General features: G+C 32.7%; 18 protein-coding genes. 4 read left to right on the top strand and 14 right to left on the bottom strand.

Annotated features, from left to right (window positions below; genetic code table 11):
• Positions 1-302 precede the first annotated feature (302 nt).
• From Q1A73_RS07135 to Q1A73_RS07125, 3 genes are all read right to left on the bottom strand, one after another.
• A complete protein-coding gene (locus Q1A73_RS07135) occupies positions 303-998 on the bottom strand; it encodes a hypothetical protein (RefSeq protein WP_299603469.1) in 696 nt (231 codons plus the stop codon).
• 337 nt (positions 999-1,335) lie between these two features.
• Entirely contained in the window at positions 1,336-1,536 is a 201-nt protein-coding gene (locus Q1A73_RS07130) for a dodecin family protein (protein WP_299603466.1), read from the bottom strand.
• A gap of 124 nt (positions 1,537-1,660) precedes the next feature.
• Complete coding sequence (locus tag Q1A73_RS07125) at positions 1,661-2,566, bottom strand: NifU family protein (RefSeq protein ID WP_299603463.1); 906 nt, start codon at positions 2,564-2,566, stop codon at positions 1,661-1,663.
• A 246-nt stretch (positions 2,567-2,812) separates the two neighbouring features.
• Here Q1A73_RS07125 and Q1A73_RS07120 point away from each other — a divergent pair, with 246 nt between their 5' ends.
• The gene (locus tag Q1A73_RS07120; RefSeq protein WP_299603460.1) at positions 2,813-3,841 is read left to right on the top strand and encodes a type IX secretion system membrane protein PorP/SprF; all 1,029 of its coding nucleotides are present in this window, start codon (positions 2,813-2,815) and stop codon (positions 3,839-3,841) included.
• A 53-nt stretch (positions 3,842-3,894) separates the two neighbouring features.
• Here Q1A73_RS07120 and Q1A73_RS07115 read toward each other — a convergent pair whose 3' ends face one another.
• Together Q1A73_RS07115 and Q1A73_RS07110 are read right to left on the bottom strand one after the other, a co-directional pair.
• The gene (locus Q1A73_RS07115; RefSeq protein WP_299603457.1) at positions 3,895-4,398 is read right to left on the bottom strand and encodes a rhodanese-like domain-containing protein; all 504 of its coding nucleotides are present in this window, start codon (positions 4,396-4,398) and stop codon (positions 3,895-3,897) included.
• Positions 4,399-4,434: 36 nt separating this feature from the next.
• Positions 4,435-5,613 carry a vWA domain-containing protein gene (locus Q1A73_RS07110; RefSeq protein WP_299603454.1) on the bottom strand — a complete coding sequence of 393 codons (1,179 nt, stop codon included), beginning with the start codon at positions 5,611-5,613 and terminating at the stop codon, positions 4,435-4,437.
• Between the two features lie 210 nt (positions 5,614-5,823).
• Here Q1A73_RS07110 and Q1A73_RS07105 point away from each other — a divergent pair, with 210 nt between their 5' ends.
• Together Q1A73_RS07105 and Q1A73_RS07100 are read left to right on the top strand one after the other, a co-directional pair.
• Complete coding sequence (locus tag Q1A73_RS07105) at positions 5,824-8,103, top strand: histidine kinase (protein ID WP_299603451.1); 2,280 nt, start codon at positions 5,824-5,826, stop codon at positions 8,101-8,103.
• A gap of 41 nt (positions 8,104-8,144) precedes the next feature.
• Positions 8,145-8,879 (top strand): LytTR family DNA-binding domain-containing protein, encoded by a 735-nt coding sequence (locus Q1A73_RS07100; RefSeq protein WP_299603448.1) that lies wholly within the window; start codon positions 8,145-8,147, stop codon positions 8,877-8,879.
• 5 nt (positions 8,880-8,884) lie between these two features.
• Here Q1A73_RS07100 and Q1A73_RS07095 read toward each other — a convergent pair whose 3' ends face one another.
• The 9 genes from Q1A73_RS07095 to Q1A73_RS07055 all read right to left on the bottom strand — a co-directional run bounded on the left by Q1A73_RS07095 (position 8,885) and on the right by Q1A73_RS07055 (position 17,655).
• Entirely contained in the window at positions 8,885-9,415 is a 531-nt protein-coding gene (locus tag Q1A73_RS07095) for a hypothetical protein (protein ID WP_299603445.1), read from the bottom strand.
• 174 nt (positions 9,416-9,589) lie between these two features.
• Positions 9,590-10,378 (bottom strand): glutamate racemase, encoded by a 789-nt coding sequence (murI, locus tag Q1A73_RS07090; RefSeq protein WP_299603442.1) that lies wholly within the window; start codon positions 10,376-10,378, stop codon positions 9,590-9,592.
• 87 nt (positions 10,379-10,465) lie between these two features.
• Positions 10,466-10,975 carry an OmpH family outer membrane protein gene (locus Q1A73_RS07085; protein WP_299603439.1) on the bottom strand — a complete coding sequence of 170 codons (510 nt, stop codon included), beginning with the start codon at positions 10,973-10,975 and terminating at the stop codon, positions 10,466-10,468.
• 42 nt (positions 10,976-11,017) lie between these two features.
• Positions 11,018-11,878: an OmpH family outer membrane protein gene (locus Q1A73_RS07080; RefSeq protein ID WP_299603437.1), complete on the bottom strand. Its 861-nt coding sequence runs from the start codon at positions 11,876-11,878 to the stop codon at positions 11,018-11,020.
• A 36-nt stretch (positions 11,879-11,914) separates the two neighbouring features.
• Positions 11,915-14,545: a POTRA domain-containing protein gene (locus Q1A73_RS07075; RefSeq protein ID WP_299603434.1), complete on the bottom strand. Its 2,631-nt coding sequence runs from the start codon at positions 14,543-14,545 to the stop codon at positions 11,915-11,917.
• A 4-nt stretch (positions 14,546-14,549) separates the two neighbouring features.
• The gene (locus Q1A73_RS07070; protein ID WP_299603431.1) at positions 14,550-15,287 is read right to left on the bottom strand and encodes an isoprenyl transferase; all 738 of its coding nucleotides are present in this window, start codon (positions 15,285-15,287) and stop codon (positions 14,550-14,552) included.
• 4 nt (positions 15,288-15,291) lie between these two features.
• On the bottom strand, positions 15,292-15,975 hold the full coding sequence (locus Q1A73_RS07065) for a DUF6089 family protein (protein ID WP_299603429.1): 684 nt from the start codon (positions 15,973-15,975) through the stop codon (positions 15,292-15,294).
• Positions 15,976-16,075: 100 nt separating this feature from the next.
• The gene (locus Q1A73_RS07060; RefSeq protein WP_299603427.1) at positions 16,076-16,960 is read right to left on the bottom strand and encodes an NAD kinase; all 885 of its coding nucleotides are present in this window, start codon (positions 16,958-16,960) and stop codon (positions 16,076-16,078) included.
• A gap of 38 nt (positions 16,961-16,998) precedes the next feature.
• Positions 16,999-17,655, bottom strand: a complete 657-nt coding sequence (locus Q1A73_RS07055; protein WP_299603424.1) for a CBS domain-containing protein — start codon at positions 17,653-17,655, stop codon at positions 16,999-17,001.
• 98 nt (positions 17,656-17,753) lie between these two features.
• On the opposite strand from Q1A73_RS07055, the gene Q1A73_RS07050 reads away from it, so the two are divergent.
• On the top strand, positions 17,754-18,467 hold the full coding sequence (locus tag Q1A73_RS07050) for a pyridoxine 5'-phosphate synthase (protein ID WP_299603421.1): 714 nt from the start codon (positions 17,754-17,756) through the stop codon (positions 18,465-18,467).
• The last annotated feature ends 6 nt before the right edge of the window (positions 18,468-18,473 follow it).

Genomic DNA, 18,473 nt, shown 5'->3' with positions numbered 1-18,473 from the left:
CTATTTTTTACGGGAATACTGTAAAGTTTGTCTCGAAAACGTTTTAGTTTGTAGGAAATTACTTCATTTTGTTTGCTAAAAGTTTGATTTTCCGATCGTAAAACGCTTCCTAGGAATTATCTATTTTGAAAGGGAATTTTTAAACTTTTAAACTTGTTTTTATGGCGTGCCTGAATCTCTTTTCTGTTATAGATACTTTATAGAGTCAAAAGTTAGTTGATAAGCATAAAAAAACATCTAGGAATCAAATTCAGAGATGTTTTTTTATTTATAAATGACCTTAAAAGAAACTAGTACATAAATTAATTTCTTCTAGTGAGTAAACTCCTTGACCTACTTCCATCTGTACTTTTTAATGCATTATACCTGGATACAAGACGGATTAAATCTTCTTCTTTTCTTACTTTAATACGCTCCTTTTTGATGTATTTTTTTAGTTCTTCTTCCTTATCACTAAGCGCAGTTAATAGCTCCTTTTTGTTCATAGGAAGCTCCATAATGATACCACGTTCTTCGAGAAAATAAGTGGTTTGCATTTTTAATTTTCCCGCAACATTATTACCATTGGCAGCACCACCTTCATTAGGTTTCTTAATTTTTAAATCAAACTTTTTATAGATTTTATATTTCTCATTTAACTCTACCAACACATAATATCCTGATTTTTTGTGACCTCGTTGTGTTTTAAAATTGCAATAATAAAAATAGTCTCCATCTATTCTTGCATGTGAGGTAGGCTTCTTTATTAATTCATATAATTCTGATCCTTTTTTAAACTCTAATGCATCTGTATACGCATTATAACGAAGTTTTGCATCAAATGTTCCTGACTTTTCATCTATCACACTAGCATCCTTATATTTAATACTTTTATACATAGAGCCGTCATAGTCATCAAACATAGTTACTTCTTTGGCAGGTTGGATTAAAGACTGCGGAAGCTGAGCAAATAAAAAAGGTGAAATTAATAATAATGGAAATAGTAATAGTTTTTTCACGATTGTTAGATTTAGGTGAAATAAAATTAATAAAACGTAAAATTTAATGCAAAAAATAGCTTTTTAATATCAAATTTTTATCAATACCTCAATGTTTGGTGTTTTTTTTCAATTTTTTAATTACAAAAAATCAATTTTATTGAAAGATTGACACTGTTTAATTACGGTAAAACCATAATATTGATTTCGAAAACGTTGTAATTTGTAAGAAAAAACTTATATTTTTTGATATTTTTTTGTTTTTTCTTCTAGAAATCAGTTTGTTAAGTAAAAACCATTGTCAACAAAGAAACATCTCAATTAATAATGAGATGTTTCTTTATAAAGTGATACGGTTCTAACTAATCTCGAAAGAAATTTTAAGAATAACTCTATATTCTTTGATCTCACCATCATCAATGATCAACTTTTGATCAGAAATCCATGCTGACTTAATGTTCTTTAATGTTTTAGCTGCTTCTTTTACTCCATTTTTAGCTGCATCTTCCCATCCCTTCTCAGAAGCTGCTATTACTTCTATAACTTTTACTATTGCCATTTCAATAATTTTTTGGTTAATATTTTATTATATTCTCTAAGATACGAGATACTTAGGTTAAATTTTACTAGTAACCGCTATTATTTTCGTGGTTTTTCGATATGATTAACGAATATTCGATGAACTACCCGTTTATCGCCTCTACGTAGGCAACTTTATCTTTAAGCATTTCTTTAAGCATATTCTCGATTCCATTTTTGAGGGTAAATGTAGAAGAAGGGCATCCACTACAAGCACCTTGCAAAATTACTTTTACTCCTTTGCTTTCAGGGTCATAGGAATCAAACATAATATTTCCTCCATCACTTGCCACGGCAGGTTTGATATATTCTTCAATAATGTTGACAATATCTTTTGATGTGTCATCTAATTTTTCAAAATCGGTATCTGCTTGTTTTTCTACCTGACTTTTGGAGACAGTGGCATTAGCTGATAAAACCTCTTTACCTTGTTCTAAATATTCTCGAAGAAATTCTCTTAATTCTAATGTAATATCCTGCCAGTCCGCAATGTCATACTTATGGATAGAAATATAGTTTTCATCGATGTAGATCTCTTTTACAAAAGGGAAATTGAACAACTTTTCTGCTATAGGTGCTTCTTTGGTATCATCGATACTTTTAAATTCATGACCAGCTGTCACTAGCTTTTTATTGGCAACAAATTTTAATACAGAAGGATTCGGTGTACTCTCTGCATAAACGGTTATAGCTGTCTTTTTTGGTGCAGTTGTTTCATTAATTACAGGTTGACCACTATTCAGGTAATTTTCTATCTGTTCTGCTACTTCATCTTGCACATCATTCCATTCTACAATTTCGAACTTGTCAATGGCAATAAAGTTTTGGGCTATAAATACTCTTTTTACAAAAGGAAGATAGAATAATTGTTGGGCTAAAGGAAAGTTTTTAGCATGGTCAATATTCTCAAATTCATAACTTGTATGCTTTGTCAAAAAAAAGTTTGCTTCAAATTTTAGTATACTGGGATTAGAAGTAGCTTCTATTTTTATCTCAAATTTCTTTTCCATAATCAAATTTTATGCAAATTTACTAAAAACTAAATCCAACTTGCCCTTTACGCTTTAAGATTAAGAATGTTTTAATACGTAAGATAAAACCTATGTTTTTATAAAAATTTATATATTTGAAGCTGGCACGAAGTAATATTTTAGTTTGGGAAAGAAATATGAAAGCCCCTACAATATAAGCTTGATTAAATAGTTTATATTGAAATAATTAACCTAGTTTTTCCTTTTTTTAACATAAAGCCTCTAATGAATTTGAAGAAATATTATTTGTTGCTTGCTATTTTAACCTCACAATTTATTTTTTCTCAGGAAGGAATTCCGGTTTATGCAGATTATCTTTCTGATAATCTATACTTGGTACATCCGTCTATGGCAGGAGCATCCAATGCTAATAAAATCAGGCTTACAGCGCGAAAACAATGGTTTGATGTGGATAATGCACCAAGTACGCAATCTGCTAACATCAATTTTAGAACTAATGATAAAGTTGGTTTGGGCGCTATAGTGTATAGAGATGAGAATGGACGTTTTACACAAACAGGTGCTTTTTTGACTTTTGCGTATCATTTATTGTTTTCACGTGATCGAACCGATCTTAATATGCTTTCTTTTGGTATGAGTGGAGCTTTTATCCAATCCAATGTAGATGAACGGGGTTTGGATGATCCAGCAGATCCTGATCCTGTGTTAAGAGGTAATCTCCAAAAGGATGCTTATTTTAATGTGGATATAGGAATGTCTTATCATTATCTCGATTGGTATGCGCATTTTACGGTTAAGAATGTATTGCCGACCGCAAGAGATATTTTTGATAATACTGATATTGGTGCTACTATTAGAGATTCTAATAACCAAAGAAGATATATCTTCTCAGTGGGATATGTATTCGGATTAGGAAATAGCGCTTGGAGTCTTGAACCTTCTGTTTTATATCAAGCTACAGATCAGACAAAAGAAAGTACTATTGATGCTAATCTAAAAGTGTATAGACGTTTTGGAGAATTAGCCACTTTATGGGGAGGCTTATCATATAGAAGAAGTTTTGATGGTGCTGAGTTTTCCCAGACAGGGATAGAAATAGAAAGTCAGAAACTACAATATATAACTCCTTTTCTAGGAATCAATTATAAAAAATGGATGGTTGGCTACACTTACAGTTACCAGTCCAACTCCGTAGTGTTGAGTAATGGTGGATTTCATCAGTTAACAGTGGGGTATGATTTTGGAAAACGAAAAGAACGTTGGAATTGTCACTGCCCAGCCGTTAATAATTAAAAATATATTTTCATATAAGTAATGGCAAGCTCTAAAAAGCTTGCCATTTTTGATTACTTTACTGTTGTTCCCGAAAATGTAATACGTTTATCTTTTATCCTTACAAGAGATGCTAGTTCGTATACATTTTTGTATCCGTATCCATATAAATTTATAAAAGTTGGAATATTTAATGCCAAAGGAAGACTCTTGGTTGGGAAGTTGATAGCGTCTCCATCAATATTGTTATTACAATAAATTAAAATTTTAGTTTTTTTGTTTGGGATTAATTTGGCTAATTTCTTTTCAGTAAAATCAGAAAAATTCAGATTTACTGCGCCTTTTAGGTGTTTCTTGTCATATGCTGATTTTGATCTGGTATCTAACAGTATAGTATTAGGATCCTCTGCAAATTCTAAAAACGTTTCTAAAGGAATAAGTCTTGGCTGTCTGTATACCAAGACTTCTTCAGTGATCTCTGCAAATGCATTATAGTCGATTTTAGATTTTGGTAATTCTTTGTTTGATTGTGCAGTCATTGCTAGCGGCAATAATATTAGAATTAAATATGTTTTCATTGTATGATAATTATAAATTAAATCACGAATTAGATATTACTTTTCCCAGCTAAAAGACTTTTTTTGTCCTTGAGTCTTTATGGCTTTGATCAACGCTGCTTCTAGATTAGCTTCATCCTTTTTACTGTTTTTTTTGATATACGCTAAACGCTTTTTATTTAAATTTTGAATTTCATCCTGAATTTCCTTTCTTTCCTTACTCTTTTCAGCTATATATTGTTTCAACTCTTTACTAGATTTTTCTTTTAATTCTATAGGTAATTCTTCTTTTACTACTTCTTCTATTTCAAAACTTTCCTCTTCTACGGCGTCCACAAGATCCCAACTTTTGTTTTTGTAAAAACCAGAACTTTTACTGATTGCTCTGCTTACAGCATTGGCTTCGCTGTAGGATCTCGCATTACGATCTTGTTCAGCTTGTAAACTAATTTTTTTAGAACCTTCGTTACCATAATAGATATAGGTGTTATTTAGTTTTCTATTTAGTTGTAATATGATATCATCATAAGGTGTAGCTATATGAATTGTTTCTCTATTATGATCAATTGCGCTATATTCTCCATTGGTTAAATCTGCTCCGTCTTTCCATTTGGTGTTGATACCTTGAGCATAATTACCACAGAAAATAGTATTTACTGTTATGTCTTTCTCCTTAGCATCGATAGCGGCATCTTTATAGTCTAACGGTCCTTGTGTAAAAGGTTCATTACCTGCGATAAAAATTAGTTTTAGATGATCATTATTTTTTTTCCAATCCAATTGATTGATAGAGGTATTAATTACTTTACCACAGTATTCATTTCCACCATTAGTGGTAAGCGCAAATAGCTCTTTTGAAATTTCATCTAAATCATCCGAAAATGGAAGAACCTGTCTGATGTATCCTTCTTGAGATGGTAGTCGATCATTACCATATTCATATAAGGCGATTTGCAATTTTATTTCATAATGACCACACTTGGCATACGATAATTCATTTACTATTTCCCACAACTGAGCTTTTGCCTGGTCGATGAGTCCATCCATACTATTACTCGTATCCAGTAATAAAGCTACCTGAATATTTTTGGTGTCTGGATCTGTTTTGGAAGTGTAAATTTCTAAAGCTTGCTCGGTTTGGATGGCTAACTCGGTATTTTTTTCATTTTTTGCTTGGCATGATATAGGAATAGTAAGCAAACATCCTGCAAGCATCCATGTATATAGTGTTTTCATAGGTTTAACAATTTTTAAATTCTGTATAAAATTATGCTGAACTTTTTTTGATAAAAACTTAGAATGAGGAACATACACATATGAATGAGTAAACGTGTCTAGTTATTTAGTGAAATTGCATTTGGTGCTACGGAAAAGCTTTAAAACTTGGTGTAACCGAATATTCCGATTTTATAATCCCATATAAATGGATTAAGTTTACCTAGACTTATGAAGTATATAATGAGTAAATATTATTTTGTTTTAGTAGTAATGTGGTTGTTGTCTAATACCATGTTTGGGCAGCATAATGCAAAGACTTTTGAAAATAATAAAGCTGACAAGCGTAGTCAGTTCCTGGAAATTAGGGGAACCGTAAAAGAAGACAATACTCTTGAACCTCTAAAGAACGTAGAAATTAGAGTTGTTGGAGGGCAAACGTATCATACAGATAATCAGGGTGATTTTAAGATAAAAGCTAGAATAGGAGATGAAATTATTATTAGCCATGATAACTTCAATACTGTATATCATACAATAACAAGTAGTGAACGGATAGATGTTAAGGTTCAGGAAGATCCAGATGGATTTGTTTCAAAAAAGGAAATAAAGCGAAAAAAACTTTCTGCAGCTTATGGTTCTAATCTTAAAGCTGCGAGAAACACGATGACAAAAGATGCTGCAATAAGTATTGATTATGTGACCAAAGCGCTGGAAACTATTGAAGATGATGACGTTTTTGGAGATGAAAAAAAGGCAGAGCTTTTTGAAACTCTCGGAGATATCTATGCGTATTGGAAGCAACCAGATCTAGCAGAAAGTAATTATAAAACTAGTATAAGTAACAAGTATAGTATAGACGTAAAAATTAAGCTTGGAAATGCACAATTACAGAATAGCGATTATCAATCTTCATTGGTAACTTTTGATCAACTTAAAAAAGCTAAGCTAAATTCTGTTCAAAGAATAAAAGTATATGAAGGTTTAGGTGATAGTTATAAGGGTCAGAATGATTATGAAAATGCAAGTAAGAATTATAATATAGCATTGTCATTTGCTGAGAAAAACAATTCGGAGGATATCGTAATCGAGTTGAATTCTAAACTGGCAGAAGTGTTTCAAATTCAAGGGAATATTAATGATGCCGAAGAGTATCTCGATAATTCAGTACAGTTAGCAAGTAGAAGAAGTAAAAAGTCTTCGGCAAGACAACGGGCTAAGGCTGCGGACTTCTACAATAAGAATAATAGTTTTGCAAAAGAGATACAATTAAGAAAAGAAGCACTAGAAGATATCCAGGAGATGGAGGAGACAGAAGCGGAGAGTCCAAGTCCAATAGTATTGGATAGTATAAGTGCTCTAAATAGTATCAGTTTAGAGGACAGAGCTATTACTTCTCAAGTACAAAATTATAAAATCGCTAATGCTTTCGCGGCACAATCAGAGTATGATGAAGCAATTCCATATTTAGAGGAAAGTATTAAAAAAGCAGCATCAGAGAATGATTTAGTAGTCCAGAAAGATGCTACTCGAAAATTAGGAGAAGTATATCGAGAAAAAGGAGAATTAGAAAAAGCTTCTGAAGCTTTTGAAGAATACGAAGTGATCATTGATAAACTCTATATTCAAAAAGAGCAAGAAATTTCTCAGGCAACGAGATTTAATAGAGAATTAGCACAAAGAGCGAATCGGATAGCTTCACTCGAAAAAGATCGAGAACTGAATGAGAGTAGATATAAATTAGCCTTTGCTTCTCAGGAATTAGCAGGTCAACAGAAGATTATTATTTATTCTTTAATCGGTTTGTCCATATTATTGCTTTTGGCAGCTTATCTAATGTTTCGAAATATAAAGCAACAAAAGTTTGCTAATAATTTACTAGCGTTAAAATCTCTTCGTTCTCAGATGAATCCTCACTTTATTTTTAATGCTCTGAATTCGGTAAATACTTTTATAGCTACAAGTGATGAAAGGGCTGCGAATCGATATCTTACGGATTTTTCGTTGCTCATGAGAGCAGTTTTAGAAAATAGCGAAGAAGATTTTATTCCTTTAGAGAAGGAAATAGAACTTTTGGAACTTTATGTGCAGTTGGAACATTTTAGGTTTCAAGATAAATTTGAGTATAAAATAAACGTAGATCCTGAAATAGATATAAAACAATATATGATTCCTCCGATGCTGCTTCAGCCGTATGTAGAGAATGCGGTTTGGCATGGACTACGTTATAAATCGGATAAAGGTTTTCTTTCCATTAATTTTCAAAAAACAATAGATGGCACTATCGAGATAGTAATTGCGGATAATGGTATTGGAAGAGAAAAATCAAAATCCCTAAAAACATTAAACCAGAAAAAACAGAAGTCCCAAGGAATGAGTAATATTAAGAAAAGAATACAGATACTTAATACTATGTATAAGGATAAAGTAGATGTTTTTATTTCGGATTTAACTAATGACGAAGAAGGGACAGGAACTCAGGTAAGGTTGATTCTTAAAAAAGATAAGTAAGTACTGTAGTAAACAAAATATAATTTAATAAATCAAAGACTGTGAAATTAACTGCAATTGTAGTAGATGATGAGGCAAATAGCCGAGCAATTCTAAAAAATTATTTACAAAAATATTGTCCAACAGTGCAAGTATTGGGAGAAGCTGCGAGTGTTCAGGAAACTTTAAAGATCTTGGATACGGAGAATCCTGATCTGCTGTTTTTGGATGTAGAAATGCCTTATGGGAATGCTTTTGATTTGTTGGAACAAGTTCCTGATAGAACTTTTGAAACCGTTTTTGTTACTGCTTATGATCATTATGCTGTAGATGCGTTAAACGCACAAGCTACATATTATCTTTTAAAGCCGATTGCTATTGATAATCTGATCAAAGCAGTGGATCATGTTACTCATATTAAAGAGCGGGAAAAAGAACTCCAGGACAAAGTACTTACTCCTAAAATTTCGGCAACAGTAGACGGGAAAATTACAATACCTCAGCAAGATGGCTTTGAAGTGTTAAAAATATCAGACATTTTATATTGCCAAGCAGATGATAACTATACCAAGATCTTTCTGAACAATGGCCAGAAATTGGTAAGTAAGACTTTAAAGTATTTTGAAGATACGTTAAAAGATCAAGGCTTTGTTAGAATACATAAGAGTTATTTGGTAAATGTAAATATGATAGTAAGATATAAAAAAGGAAAAGGGGGTAGTGTACAACTATCATCAGGAAAAGAATTGATGGTTTCTTCATCCAAAAAAGGTACCTTGTTAGACTATTTTAAATAATATGATTACCAAGTGAAATTGGGTGAATTCCAATTATAACTGCTATAAGAAATTCCTTTGCGACGCTTGTATGCTGGAGAGTCAACGAATAAGGTTTTTACTTGTTCATCCCAGTCTTTGATAATTGTAAAATAACTACTATTTACAGCAGCCATGATCTGTCCGCAATCATGACAAATATGTTTTTTATAATCTAGAAAGTAATGCGCAAATTCATGAAAGGCAACTACTTTTAAAATTTCATCATCCAGTAATGTAATCCAATTAATGATAATATTTTCTACTTTGTTATTATTATCTCGTGTAAGCATACCCAGAGTTGATCCTTTTTGAGAAATAGTTAATGTGTCTACAATATCAATATTTTTAAGTTCAAAAAGTTTGTCATGATATTCGATATTGTATTGCTTACAATATTCAAAAAATGTATCGAGATGAGGCTTTAATCTACCGTCGATTTTAACGTTATTCTGGGCAAAACCAAATCCCATGGAGAATATTCCAAAAAGCAACATAAAGCTTTTGTTTATCGTCATAATTTTAGGGGTACTTAAGGTTATTAGTATGGGCGACTCTAATTGTTTTAAAATCAATCCGTTACCAAATTAAAGGAAAAATTAATTGTAGTGAAGATAAAAGAATGTTAAAAGTCGCTGAAGCGTATCTCATATTAACAAACTTTAATGTTATAGAATCTTTTTCCTACAAGTTTAAAATTCTAAATAAGAAGCTGTTGTAGAAATTTTGTGGTTAAAAAGGATGTCTTCCAGAACGGATAGTGTACCATTAGTAAAGAAATGGTGTTCACCTTTTTGGGTACTTTTAGAAAGTAAACTGTTCTTTAATAAAATAGACTTTGTCTGTCTGGCAACTGCTTCACCAGAATCTATAATAACAATATGGTTTGGGAGTATTTTTCTTAATATTGGAATAAGATAGGGATAGTGCGTGCAGCCTAGAACAAGATAATCAATATCTTTTTCTATCATAGGTTGAAGATAGGAGGTAAGTAGTGCGTGCATCTCCGGAGTGTGAATTTTACCTTCTTCTATAAGTTCGACTAATCCAGTACCTACAACCTCAATAACTTCTATATTGTGAGCATAAAGGTCCGAAGTTTTTGCAAAAAGTTTGCTGGTTAAAGTTCCTTTAGTTGCTAATACTCCAACTCTTTTGGTTTTTGTTTGTAGAGCTGCGGGTTTTATAGCAGGTTCAATCCCAATAAAAGGAATATCAAATTGTTGCCTCAATTCCTTTATTGCGTTGGTTGTAGCCGTATTACATGCGACAACAATAATTTTGCACTGTAGTTCTAGAAGTTTTTTGGTGTTTTTTATGCTTAAGGATAAGATTTCGTTCTTACTACGTTTTCCGTAAGGGGCATATTTACTATCCGCTAAATAAATCGTATTTTCATTGGGAAGCATAGTGGTAATTTCTTTCCAAATAGAAGTTCCTCCAATACCAGAATCAAAAATACCTATAGCTTTGTTACTCATTAAAACTAAAATAGAATGGTTCAAAAATAAAAAAACAGTGAGAAACTCAAGTTGCTCACTGCTTTTTTTATTTTAAAAGGTAATTTTTTAGATACCTAAATCTTTTTTAACATCAGCCATTAAATCTTTACCTTCAGCTAAGATTACTCCTAATCCTGTAGTAGAGTCTAATACGTACTGGAATCCTTGCGCTTTTGCTACCTTTTGAATAGATACACGAGCACTTTCATAAATAGGCTTTAACAATTCAACTTCTTTTTTCTGAAGATCTTGTAAAGCATTTTGTCTATAATCAGCGATACTTTTTTCAGTAGCCTGCACTTCTTGTGCTCTTTTAGCATTTTCCTCTTCAGTTTTAGAAGGTGCTTCTGCTTGATATTTTTTCATGGTATTTTGTAATTCTAATACCATATTTCTAATTTCAGCTTCATAGGTCTTGTTTAGCTTCTCAATTTCGCTTTTTGCAGCTTTAAAAGCAGGCATTGCTTCTACTAGCTCTTGGGACGCGATATGAGCAACTTTGGATTGCGCATTTACGAAACTTGACGCTCCTAAAACTAATGCACAAGCTACTAATAGGGTTCTAAACTTTTTCATTCTAATAATATTAATGTGTTATAAATTTAAAAATTAATTTCTCTAGTTATTATCGTTTTCTTCAGTCTCTCCTTCTTTATTGTCATCAGACTGAGTGTCATTCTTTAATTGTTCTTTTAAGGCTTTTATTGAGTCTTTTTTTCTTTTTTGCGCCGCTAAAAGTTTTGCTCTTCGCTCTTCAAATTCTTTTTTCTTAGCTGCTCTAATAGAATCTCTTTCTGCTTTTCTTTCGGCTAATAATCGTTCTCTTTCCGATTGTTTTTTAGCTGCTGCTTTTTCTCTGTCAGTTACTTCTTTTTCTTGTTCTACATTTCTTTTTTCAGCTCTTTCTAGTGCTTTCTTTTCTCTTTTGCTATTTACTTGTTTTCTTTTAGAAGCTCTATTGATTCTTAATAATATTTGATCACTAATATCATGCCTGTCTGCCGAAAACAACATTACTAAATCTGCAGACTTATCAAATATAAAATCATATTTTTTATTCTTAGCAACTTCTTGAACAGCAACAAAAACTTGATCTTGTACCGGCTGAACTAAGCGCTTTTTCTGGATAAATAGGTCTCCATTAGGTCCAAATCTTTTTTGTTGATATTCTAGAATCTCTTTTTCTTTGAAAAAAATATCTTCTTCTCTTTCTTCAATCAATTCTTTAGTTAGCAGAACACGTTCGTTGTTGAGGTCTTTTCTCATTTCTTCAACTTCCTTTAATTCAGCCTCGATTTCTACTTTCCATTTTTGTACTTTTTTTTCTAAATCAGCAGAAGCTTCATTGTATTCTGGTACATTTTCTAGGATATAATCCATATCAATGTATCCAATTCTAATACCTTTTTGAGCTTCAGCTGTAGTGGAAAAAGATGTCCAAAGAATAGCTGCTAATACTAAAAGAACTTTTGTTTTCATGATCCTGTGTTGTTTATAGAAATAATCGTGCCAAAATTAAAATTGTTGTCCAATGATAAAGTGAGTCTCCCATCCATTATTTCCTGTCGTTCCTGGAATTGGGTCAAAACCATACCCAAAATCAATACCCAGCAATCCAAAGGCTGGCATAAAGATACGTAAACCTGCTCCAGCAGAACGATTTAATTGAAAAGGATTGAATCCTCTGAAGCTATCATAAGAAGCTCCTCCTTCTAAAAACGCCAGCATATATATAGATGCAGATGGTTTTAGAGTAATTGGATAACGAAGTTCTAACGAATATTTATTATAAATTGTTGCCCCATCCTCAACAAAATCTGGATCATTTGCTCTACTTAAAGGAATTATAGACTGATTAGGGTATCCACGAAGAGCAACAACCTCTCTTCCATCCAGAGCAGTTGCTCCCAATCCATCTCCTCCTACGAAAAATCTTTCGAATGGAATATTTCCTCTGTTGTTATTATAGGCACCAAGAAAACCATACTCTCCTCTGGTTCGTAATACCAAAGGTTGTTTTCCTATTTTAGTTAGTGTTGTGTACCAGGTAGCATCAAATTTTATTTTGTAATATTCTAACCAATCGAAACGTTCCTGATCAATTTCTCCAATTTCTGTATTTATCTCTCCAATCCTGTCATTAGTCGGGTCTGTATTTACTAGATCTTCTTGCTCTTCTAGTAAACTAGCTCTTTCATCTGCTAAAGCACCATAATCGGTTCCGTCCCATAAAGAATACGGCAATGATAATTTTGCAACAAGATTGAATTCAGAACCGGATGTTGGGAAAATCGGGTTTACTGCGGTGTTGTTTCTGTTAATACCTATTGTATATGCCAAGTTGTTAGATGACCCATCACCAAAGGTAAACAGTCTTGTGTTATAGTTTTTAAGGTTATAATGCTGTATGCTTACTGCTTGTGATAAGGTAAAGTAGTTATCTGGCCAGTTTAATCTTTTTGCAATTCCAATAGAACCACCAGTAATTAAGAACTTACTATCTCTGTCTACATCACGTGTTCTTTGATTAAATAAAAATTGAATAGTATGCGAAAAAGAAGTTGAAAGTTGGAAAGGTCTTTTTCCTCCAAGCCATGGTTCTACAAAAGAAAGACTGTATGTTTGAAAGAACTGACTTGCTTGCGCACGAATTCTTAATGTTTGTCCATCTCCCATCGGAAGTGGGCTATACGCTTCTTTCTTAAAAATGTTTCTAATAGAGAAGTTACTAAACGCTAAACCAAGGGTTCCAACAAAACCACCTCCTCCAAAACCACCTTGGAGTTCTATTTGGCTCGCTCCTTTCTCTACTACAGGATAATTAATATCAATAGTTCCAGCTTGTGGATCAGCGTTTTTAAACTGTGGTTCTAGTTGTTCTGGATCAAAGAAACCTAATTGTCCTATTTCTCTCACCGTTCTTACCACAAGATCTTTACTATAAATCTGACCAGGTTTAGTTCTTAGTATTCTATAAACTACATGATCATTTGTTTTGTCATTTCCAGTAACTGTAATATGATCAAAACGCACTAACTTTCCTTCTCGGATTCTTATTTCAAAATCTATAGTATCATTTTTAACATCAGTTTCTACAGCATCTATATTAGAAAATAAGTATCCATTATTCTGATATAGGTTAGTCAAGTCGTTTGCATCAGGTTTGGTGTTGTCTGCGATTTGTTTTTCTAAAAGAACACCATTGTAAACATCTCCTTTCTTTATAACCAATTGTTGTGCTAATTGGCTGTCAGAATACACACTGTTTCCTAAGAAGTTGATATCCCCAAAATAGTATTTGTTTCCTTCTTCAATAGAGAGGTTGAGCGAAACACTGTTGTCATCTTCTACTATTAAAGAATCAGAGGTGATTCTAGCGTCTCTATAACCTTTTTCTTTGTATTTACTGATGATACTTTCTTTATCATCTTGATAATCACTTTTAATATACTTAGAGCGTTTCCAGAATCTCCAGAATTTCTTCTGTTTCGTATTCTTCATAGCGGCTCTTACCTTGCTGTCGGTAAACTGCTCATTACCATTGATTCTAATTTTATCAACTTTTACACGATCTCCCTTGTCAATACGCACTAACATATTTACCTTATTGGTAGGAACGGTGTCTTTTACAGGAGTAGTGTTGATAATTACCTTAGTATTAAGGAAACCATCTTTACGGTATTTGTTGGTAATAAAATTTCGTGTAGTGGTTATAAGGTTTTCTGTAACCTTTGTTCCTGGATTAAGACTGTTATCTTTGATGAGATCTTCTGCTTTACGTTTACGTACACCTTCAACTCTAGCTTGATTTAATTCTGGTACTTCCTGAATGTTTATTTCTAAAAACGCTTTTTCTCCCTCTACCTTAGTGATGTAAAAATTAATATCACTAAATAATTCAAGATCCCATAATTTTTTTATGATCTGACTAATACGATCTCCTGGTAGTGCAATTCGCTCTCCATTTTTTAATCCTGTAAAAGTAATAATGGTGTTTTCATTATAGGTAGATATCCCTGTAACTTTAATATCCCCAATAATATATTCTTTTCCAGAAGTACCAGGTAAATTTTGTGCTGAAAGTAATGCTGTATTTAACAAAAATGCAAGGAACGCAAAATATGTAATAGGTAATTTTTTTGTCATCTCTTTAACTAAGCTGCTCACTAGTTTTTCCAAATCTTCTCTCTCTTTGTTGATAATTTAAAATGGCCTCAAATAAATCTCCTTTTTTAAAATCTGGCCATAATATTTCAGTAAAATATAATTCAGCATACGCAATCTGCCATAACAAAAAATTACTAATACGTTGTTCACCACTGGTTCGTATTAATAAATCTACATCAGGCAGATTTTTAGTATACAAATGCTCATTAATGACTGCTTCATTTATAAGATGTGGCGAAAGTACATCATTTTTAACTTTATTACTGATTTCTTGAATAGTTTTTATAAGCTCTTCTCGACTACCATAGCTTAGCGCTAAGGAAAGTGTCATATGCGTGTTATCCTTAGTCTTTTCAATGACTTCGAGTAATTCTTTTCTTGCTTTTTTCGGTAATGCTTGTAGATTTCCTATAGCATTTAATCGAATGTTATTTTTTTGAAGAGTGCTAATTTCTTTTTTCAGAGAATTTACCAAAAGCTTCATTAAAGTTTCAACTTCTAGCTTAGGTCTGTTCCAATTTTCCGTAGAAAAAGCGTATAATGTAAGATATTTTATTCCAATTTCGGCAGAAGCTTCTACTGCTTCTCGTACTGCTTTTGTTCCGTTTTCGTGACCAACAGCTCTAAAGAGCCCTTTCTTTTTGGCCCATCTTCCATTTCCATCCATTATGATGGCTACATGTTCCGGAATGTTAGAGTTTAGTTGTTCTTTATCAATCATTTTTTTAAAATGCACAATAACATGGAATGCGCCCCCATGTGTAAGATAATGTTATACCAGTAAATACATACCAGTCATTATTGTTTAAATTACCAAATCCTGTTCCAAATGCACTGTCCGGATCACTTCCGTCCAGATTATCTGTAAATGTGTATCGAGCACCAATTTCTGCACCTAATACCCAATGTCTTCCTATAGTCTTCTTTATACCAACTACCATTGGTATAGCTACACTCCATCGCTCACTATACGAGCTAATTTGATTACCATTATTTGGATCTACTGCCTTGGCACTATAGTTAAATCCAGTTAAACCAGTATAAAGGTATGGTGTAAATTGCGGTTGCCCATCATATAAATACCATTCCCAGAAATTAAATTCTAATCCCAATGATAATTCCTTTACAGAATTGTTGAAGCTAAAACCTCTCTGAACTCTTCGGTCATCGCCATTTAAATCATTAGATTTAAGATTAGCGTACAAGAACGAAGCCCTAAAGGCATGTCGTTTACTTCTATTCCATTTCCCAATGGCACCTACTGCTAATGCGTTAGGAGCGATGTAGTAGGTAGATCCCACATCACCAATATAATTAGAACCACCGAGCATTAGTCCAACCTCATAGGTCTGGGAGTTCATAAATTGCCCAAAAAACAAAATTACTACAAAGGATGCTAAGTATCTCATAGATTTTCAAAAGTTTGCAAATATAACAATTAACTTTACTACACAAGAATTTGAGTGAAATAGTATGAATTAAAAAACACTTTTTAGCAGTTTTTATTGTTTAATTACGTTTATCTTCACCCCAAAGCATCTTTTTTCTCAATGTTTTTAAGAAGCTGTCTCCTTCCAAAACTACCATATTAATTTTGAAAGGTGCTTTTTTAATAACAACGGTAGTTTCGTTGGGTAAGGTGTGTACTCTTGAGTCAAGAGACACTAGATAAGAATCTTCTCTTCCAGATACTTGTAAAGTAATTTCTTTATTGTCTGGAATTACTAAGGGTCTGGCATTAAGGTTATGTGGAGCAATTGGTGTTAGTACCATGCTTTCTGCATCAGGCATCATTACAGGACCTCCACAACTTAGAGAATATCCGGTAGAACCGGTTGGTGATGAAACAATTAACCCGTCAGCCCAATATGAAGTAAGAAACTCATCATTTAAACTTGTATGTACAGTAATCATAGAAGTAGAATTTCTACGACTAACCGCAATCTCGTTCATGGCAAAATTTAATACTCCAAATTCTTTGGAAGGAGGAACTGTATCTATCGTCACTATAGTTCTTGGTGAAATGTAATATTTTTGGTCTAAGATCAAATCAATTGTATCCTTGATTTCTTCCTTTTGGATTGTCGCTAAGAAGCCTAATCTACCCGTATTGATTCCAGCAATAGGAATTCCTAAATCTCGGACATAAGTTATTGTTCTTAATATTGTGCCATCTCCTCCAATACTGAAAAAAAGATCGTAAGAGTCATCTAATTCTTCGAAAGTGCTAAAGTGAGAGTAACTCTTGTCAATATCTTCATGAAGTTCTATTAGCTCAAGAAAATTCTTTTCAATTACAACTTCGATATTATTCTTGTCCAGTGCTTCTAACAACTGCTGAATGTATGTTCCAGAATTTTCATGATAGAACTGGCCGTAAATACCTATCTTCATTATGATGTCATTTCTTTAAATTATTTCTGTATAGTAAGCTAAATATTGAGGTACTTTTCTAAATATTGAGATCGTTCCTTAAGGTTATTTAAGAAAGAATCTTCGTGATGTTTAGAAACTATGTTGTAACTATATCTTCTAAAAGTTTGTACGATATTATTGATATCACTATCATTAATTTTTAAAGTAATTTGAGTGACATCATTTTCCATATTGGAAATGAAAAGACCGAGTAGTTTTGCATTGTTAGATTCTACTATCTGAGACACTTCGCTAAATGAGTAATCCAAAACTCCTTTCTCTACTATCAATATATTCCCAGGTTCACTAAGAAAAGGAGTTTCATTAAAGAGGTTCATGATATCTCTTAGTTCAAAATATCCTTGATAATTATTTTGATCATCAAGTACAGGCATAATATTAGAATGATTTTGGGCAAAAGATTCTAATATATCTAACCAGTTGGCATCTGCTCGTACAAAAAATCCTTCTAAAGCGTATAAATAGGACTCAAGTGATTTTTCGGTATCAAAACATCTTGCATCTGCTTCTGCAATGCAACCTACATAAGTCTTGCCATTAAAAACAGGGAAATGGGTGTATGTTAATTCGTTAAATAACAATTGTGCATCTCCAACCTTTGCTGAGGTAGCAAGGGGCTGTATTTCATTTATTATGTATAAACTTGTCTTCATAATTCCCGGGGCTTTTTGTGCAAATTAATCAAAAATATGTAACCGAGGGGCTCTCAAGTTTGTATTTTTGTTATTTATTAAAAGTTATATCAAAAACTATGACAAAGTTAAGTGTAAATATCAACAAAATTGCAACTTTGCGTAATTCTCGAGGCGGAAACACTCCAAATTTATTGAAGGTGGCTTCAGATGTTCAGGATTTCGGTGGCGAAGGAATTACAATTCATCCAAGACCCGATGAACGCCATATTAGATACCAAGATGCATATGATTTGAAATCTGTGGTGCATACCGAATACAATATAGAAGGTAATCCAATTCCTAAATTTATAGAATTAGTACTTAATATAAAGCCTACACAGGTTACCTTAGTTCCGGATGCAGTAGATGCTATTACCAGTAATTCTGGTTGGGATACTTTGAAAAATAAAGAGTTTTTGCAAGAGGTGATATCGGAATTTAATAGAAATGATATTAGGACTTCGATTTTTGTAGACCCATTAGAAAAAATGATTGAAGGAGCAAAAGAAACGGGTGCGGATCGAATTGAGTTATATACAGAAGCTTTTGCCTCAGAGTATGCAAAAGGTAATCTAGAAGCAGTGAAGCCATATGCACAATGTGCCCAATTGGCAAACGAGTTAAGTATTGGGGTGAATGCAGGTCATGATCTTTCGCTGGATAATATTAAGTTTTTTAAAGAGAATATTCCTGGATTATTAGAGGTGTCCATTGGACACGCATTAATTAGTGAATCTATATACCTTGGATTGGAAAATGTAGTAAATATGTATTTACATAAATTAAAGTGATTGCAA

Origin of the sequence: uncultured Aquimarina sp. (assembly GCF_947492115.1) — a bacterium.
GTDB lineage: Bacteria > Bacteroidota > Bacteroidia > Flavobacteriales > Flavobacteriaceae > Aquimarina.
Note: the sequence above shows the minus strand (reverse complement) of the source record. Positions and strands in the feature narration are given on the sequence as shown.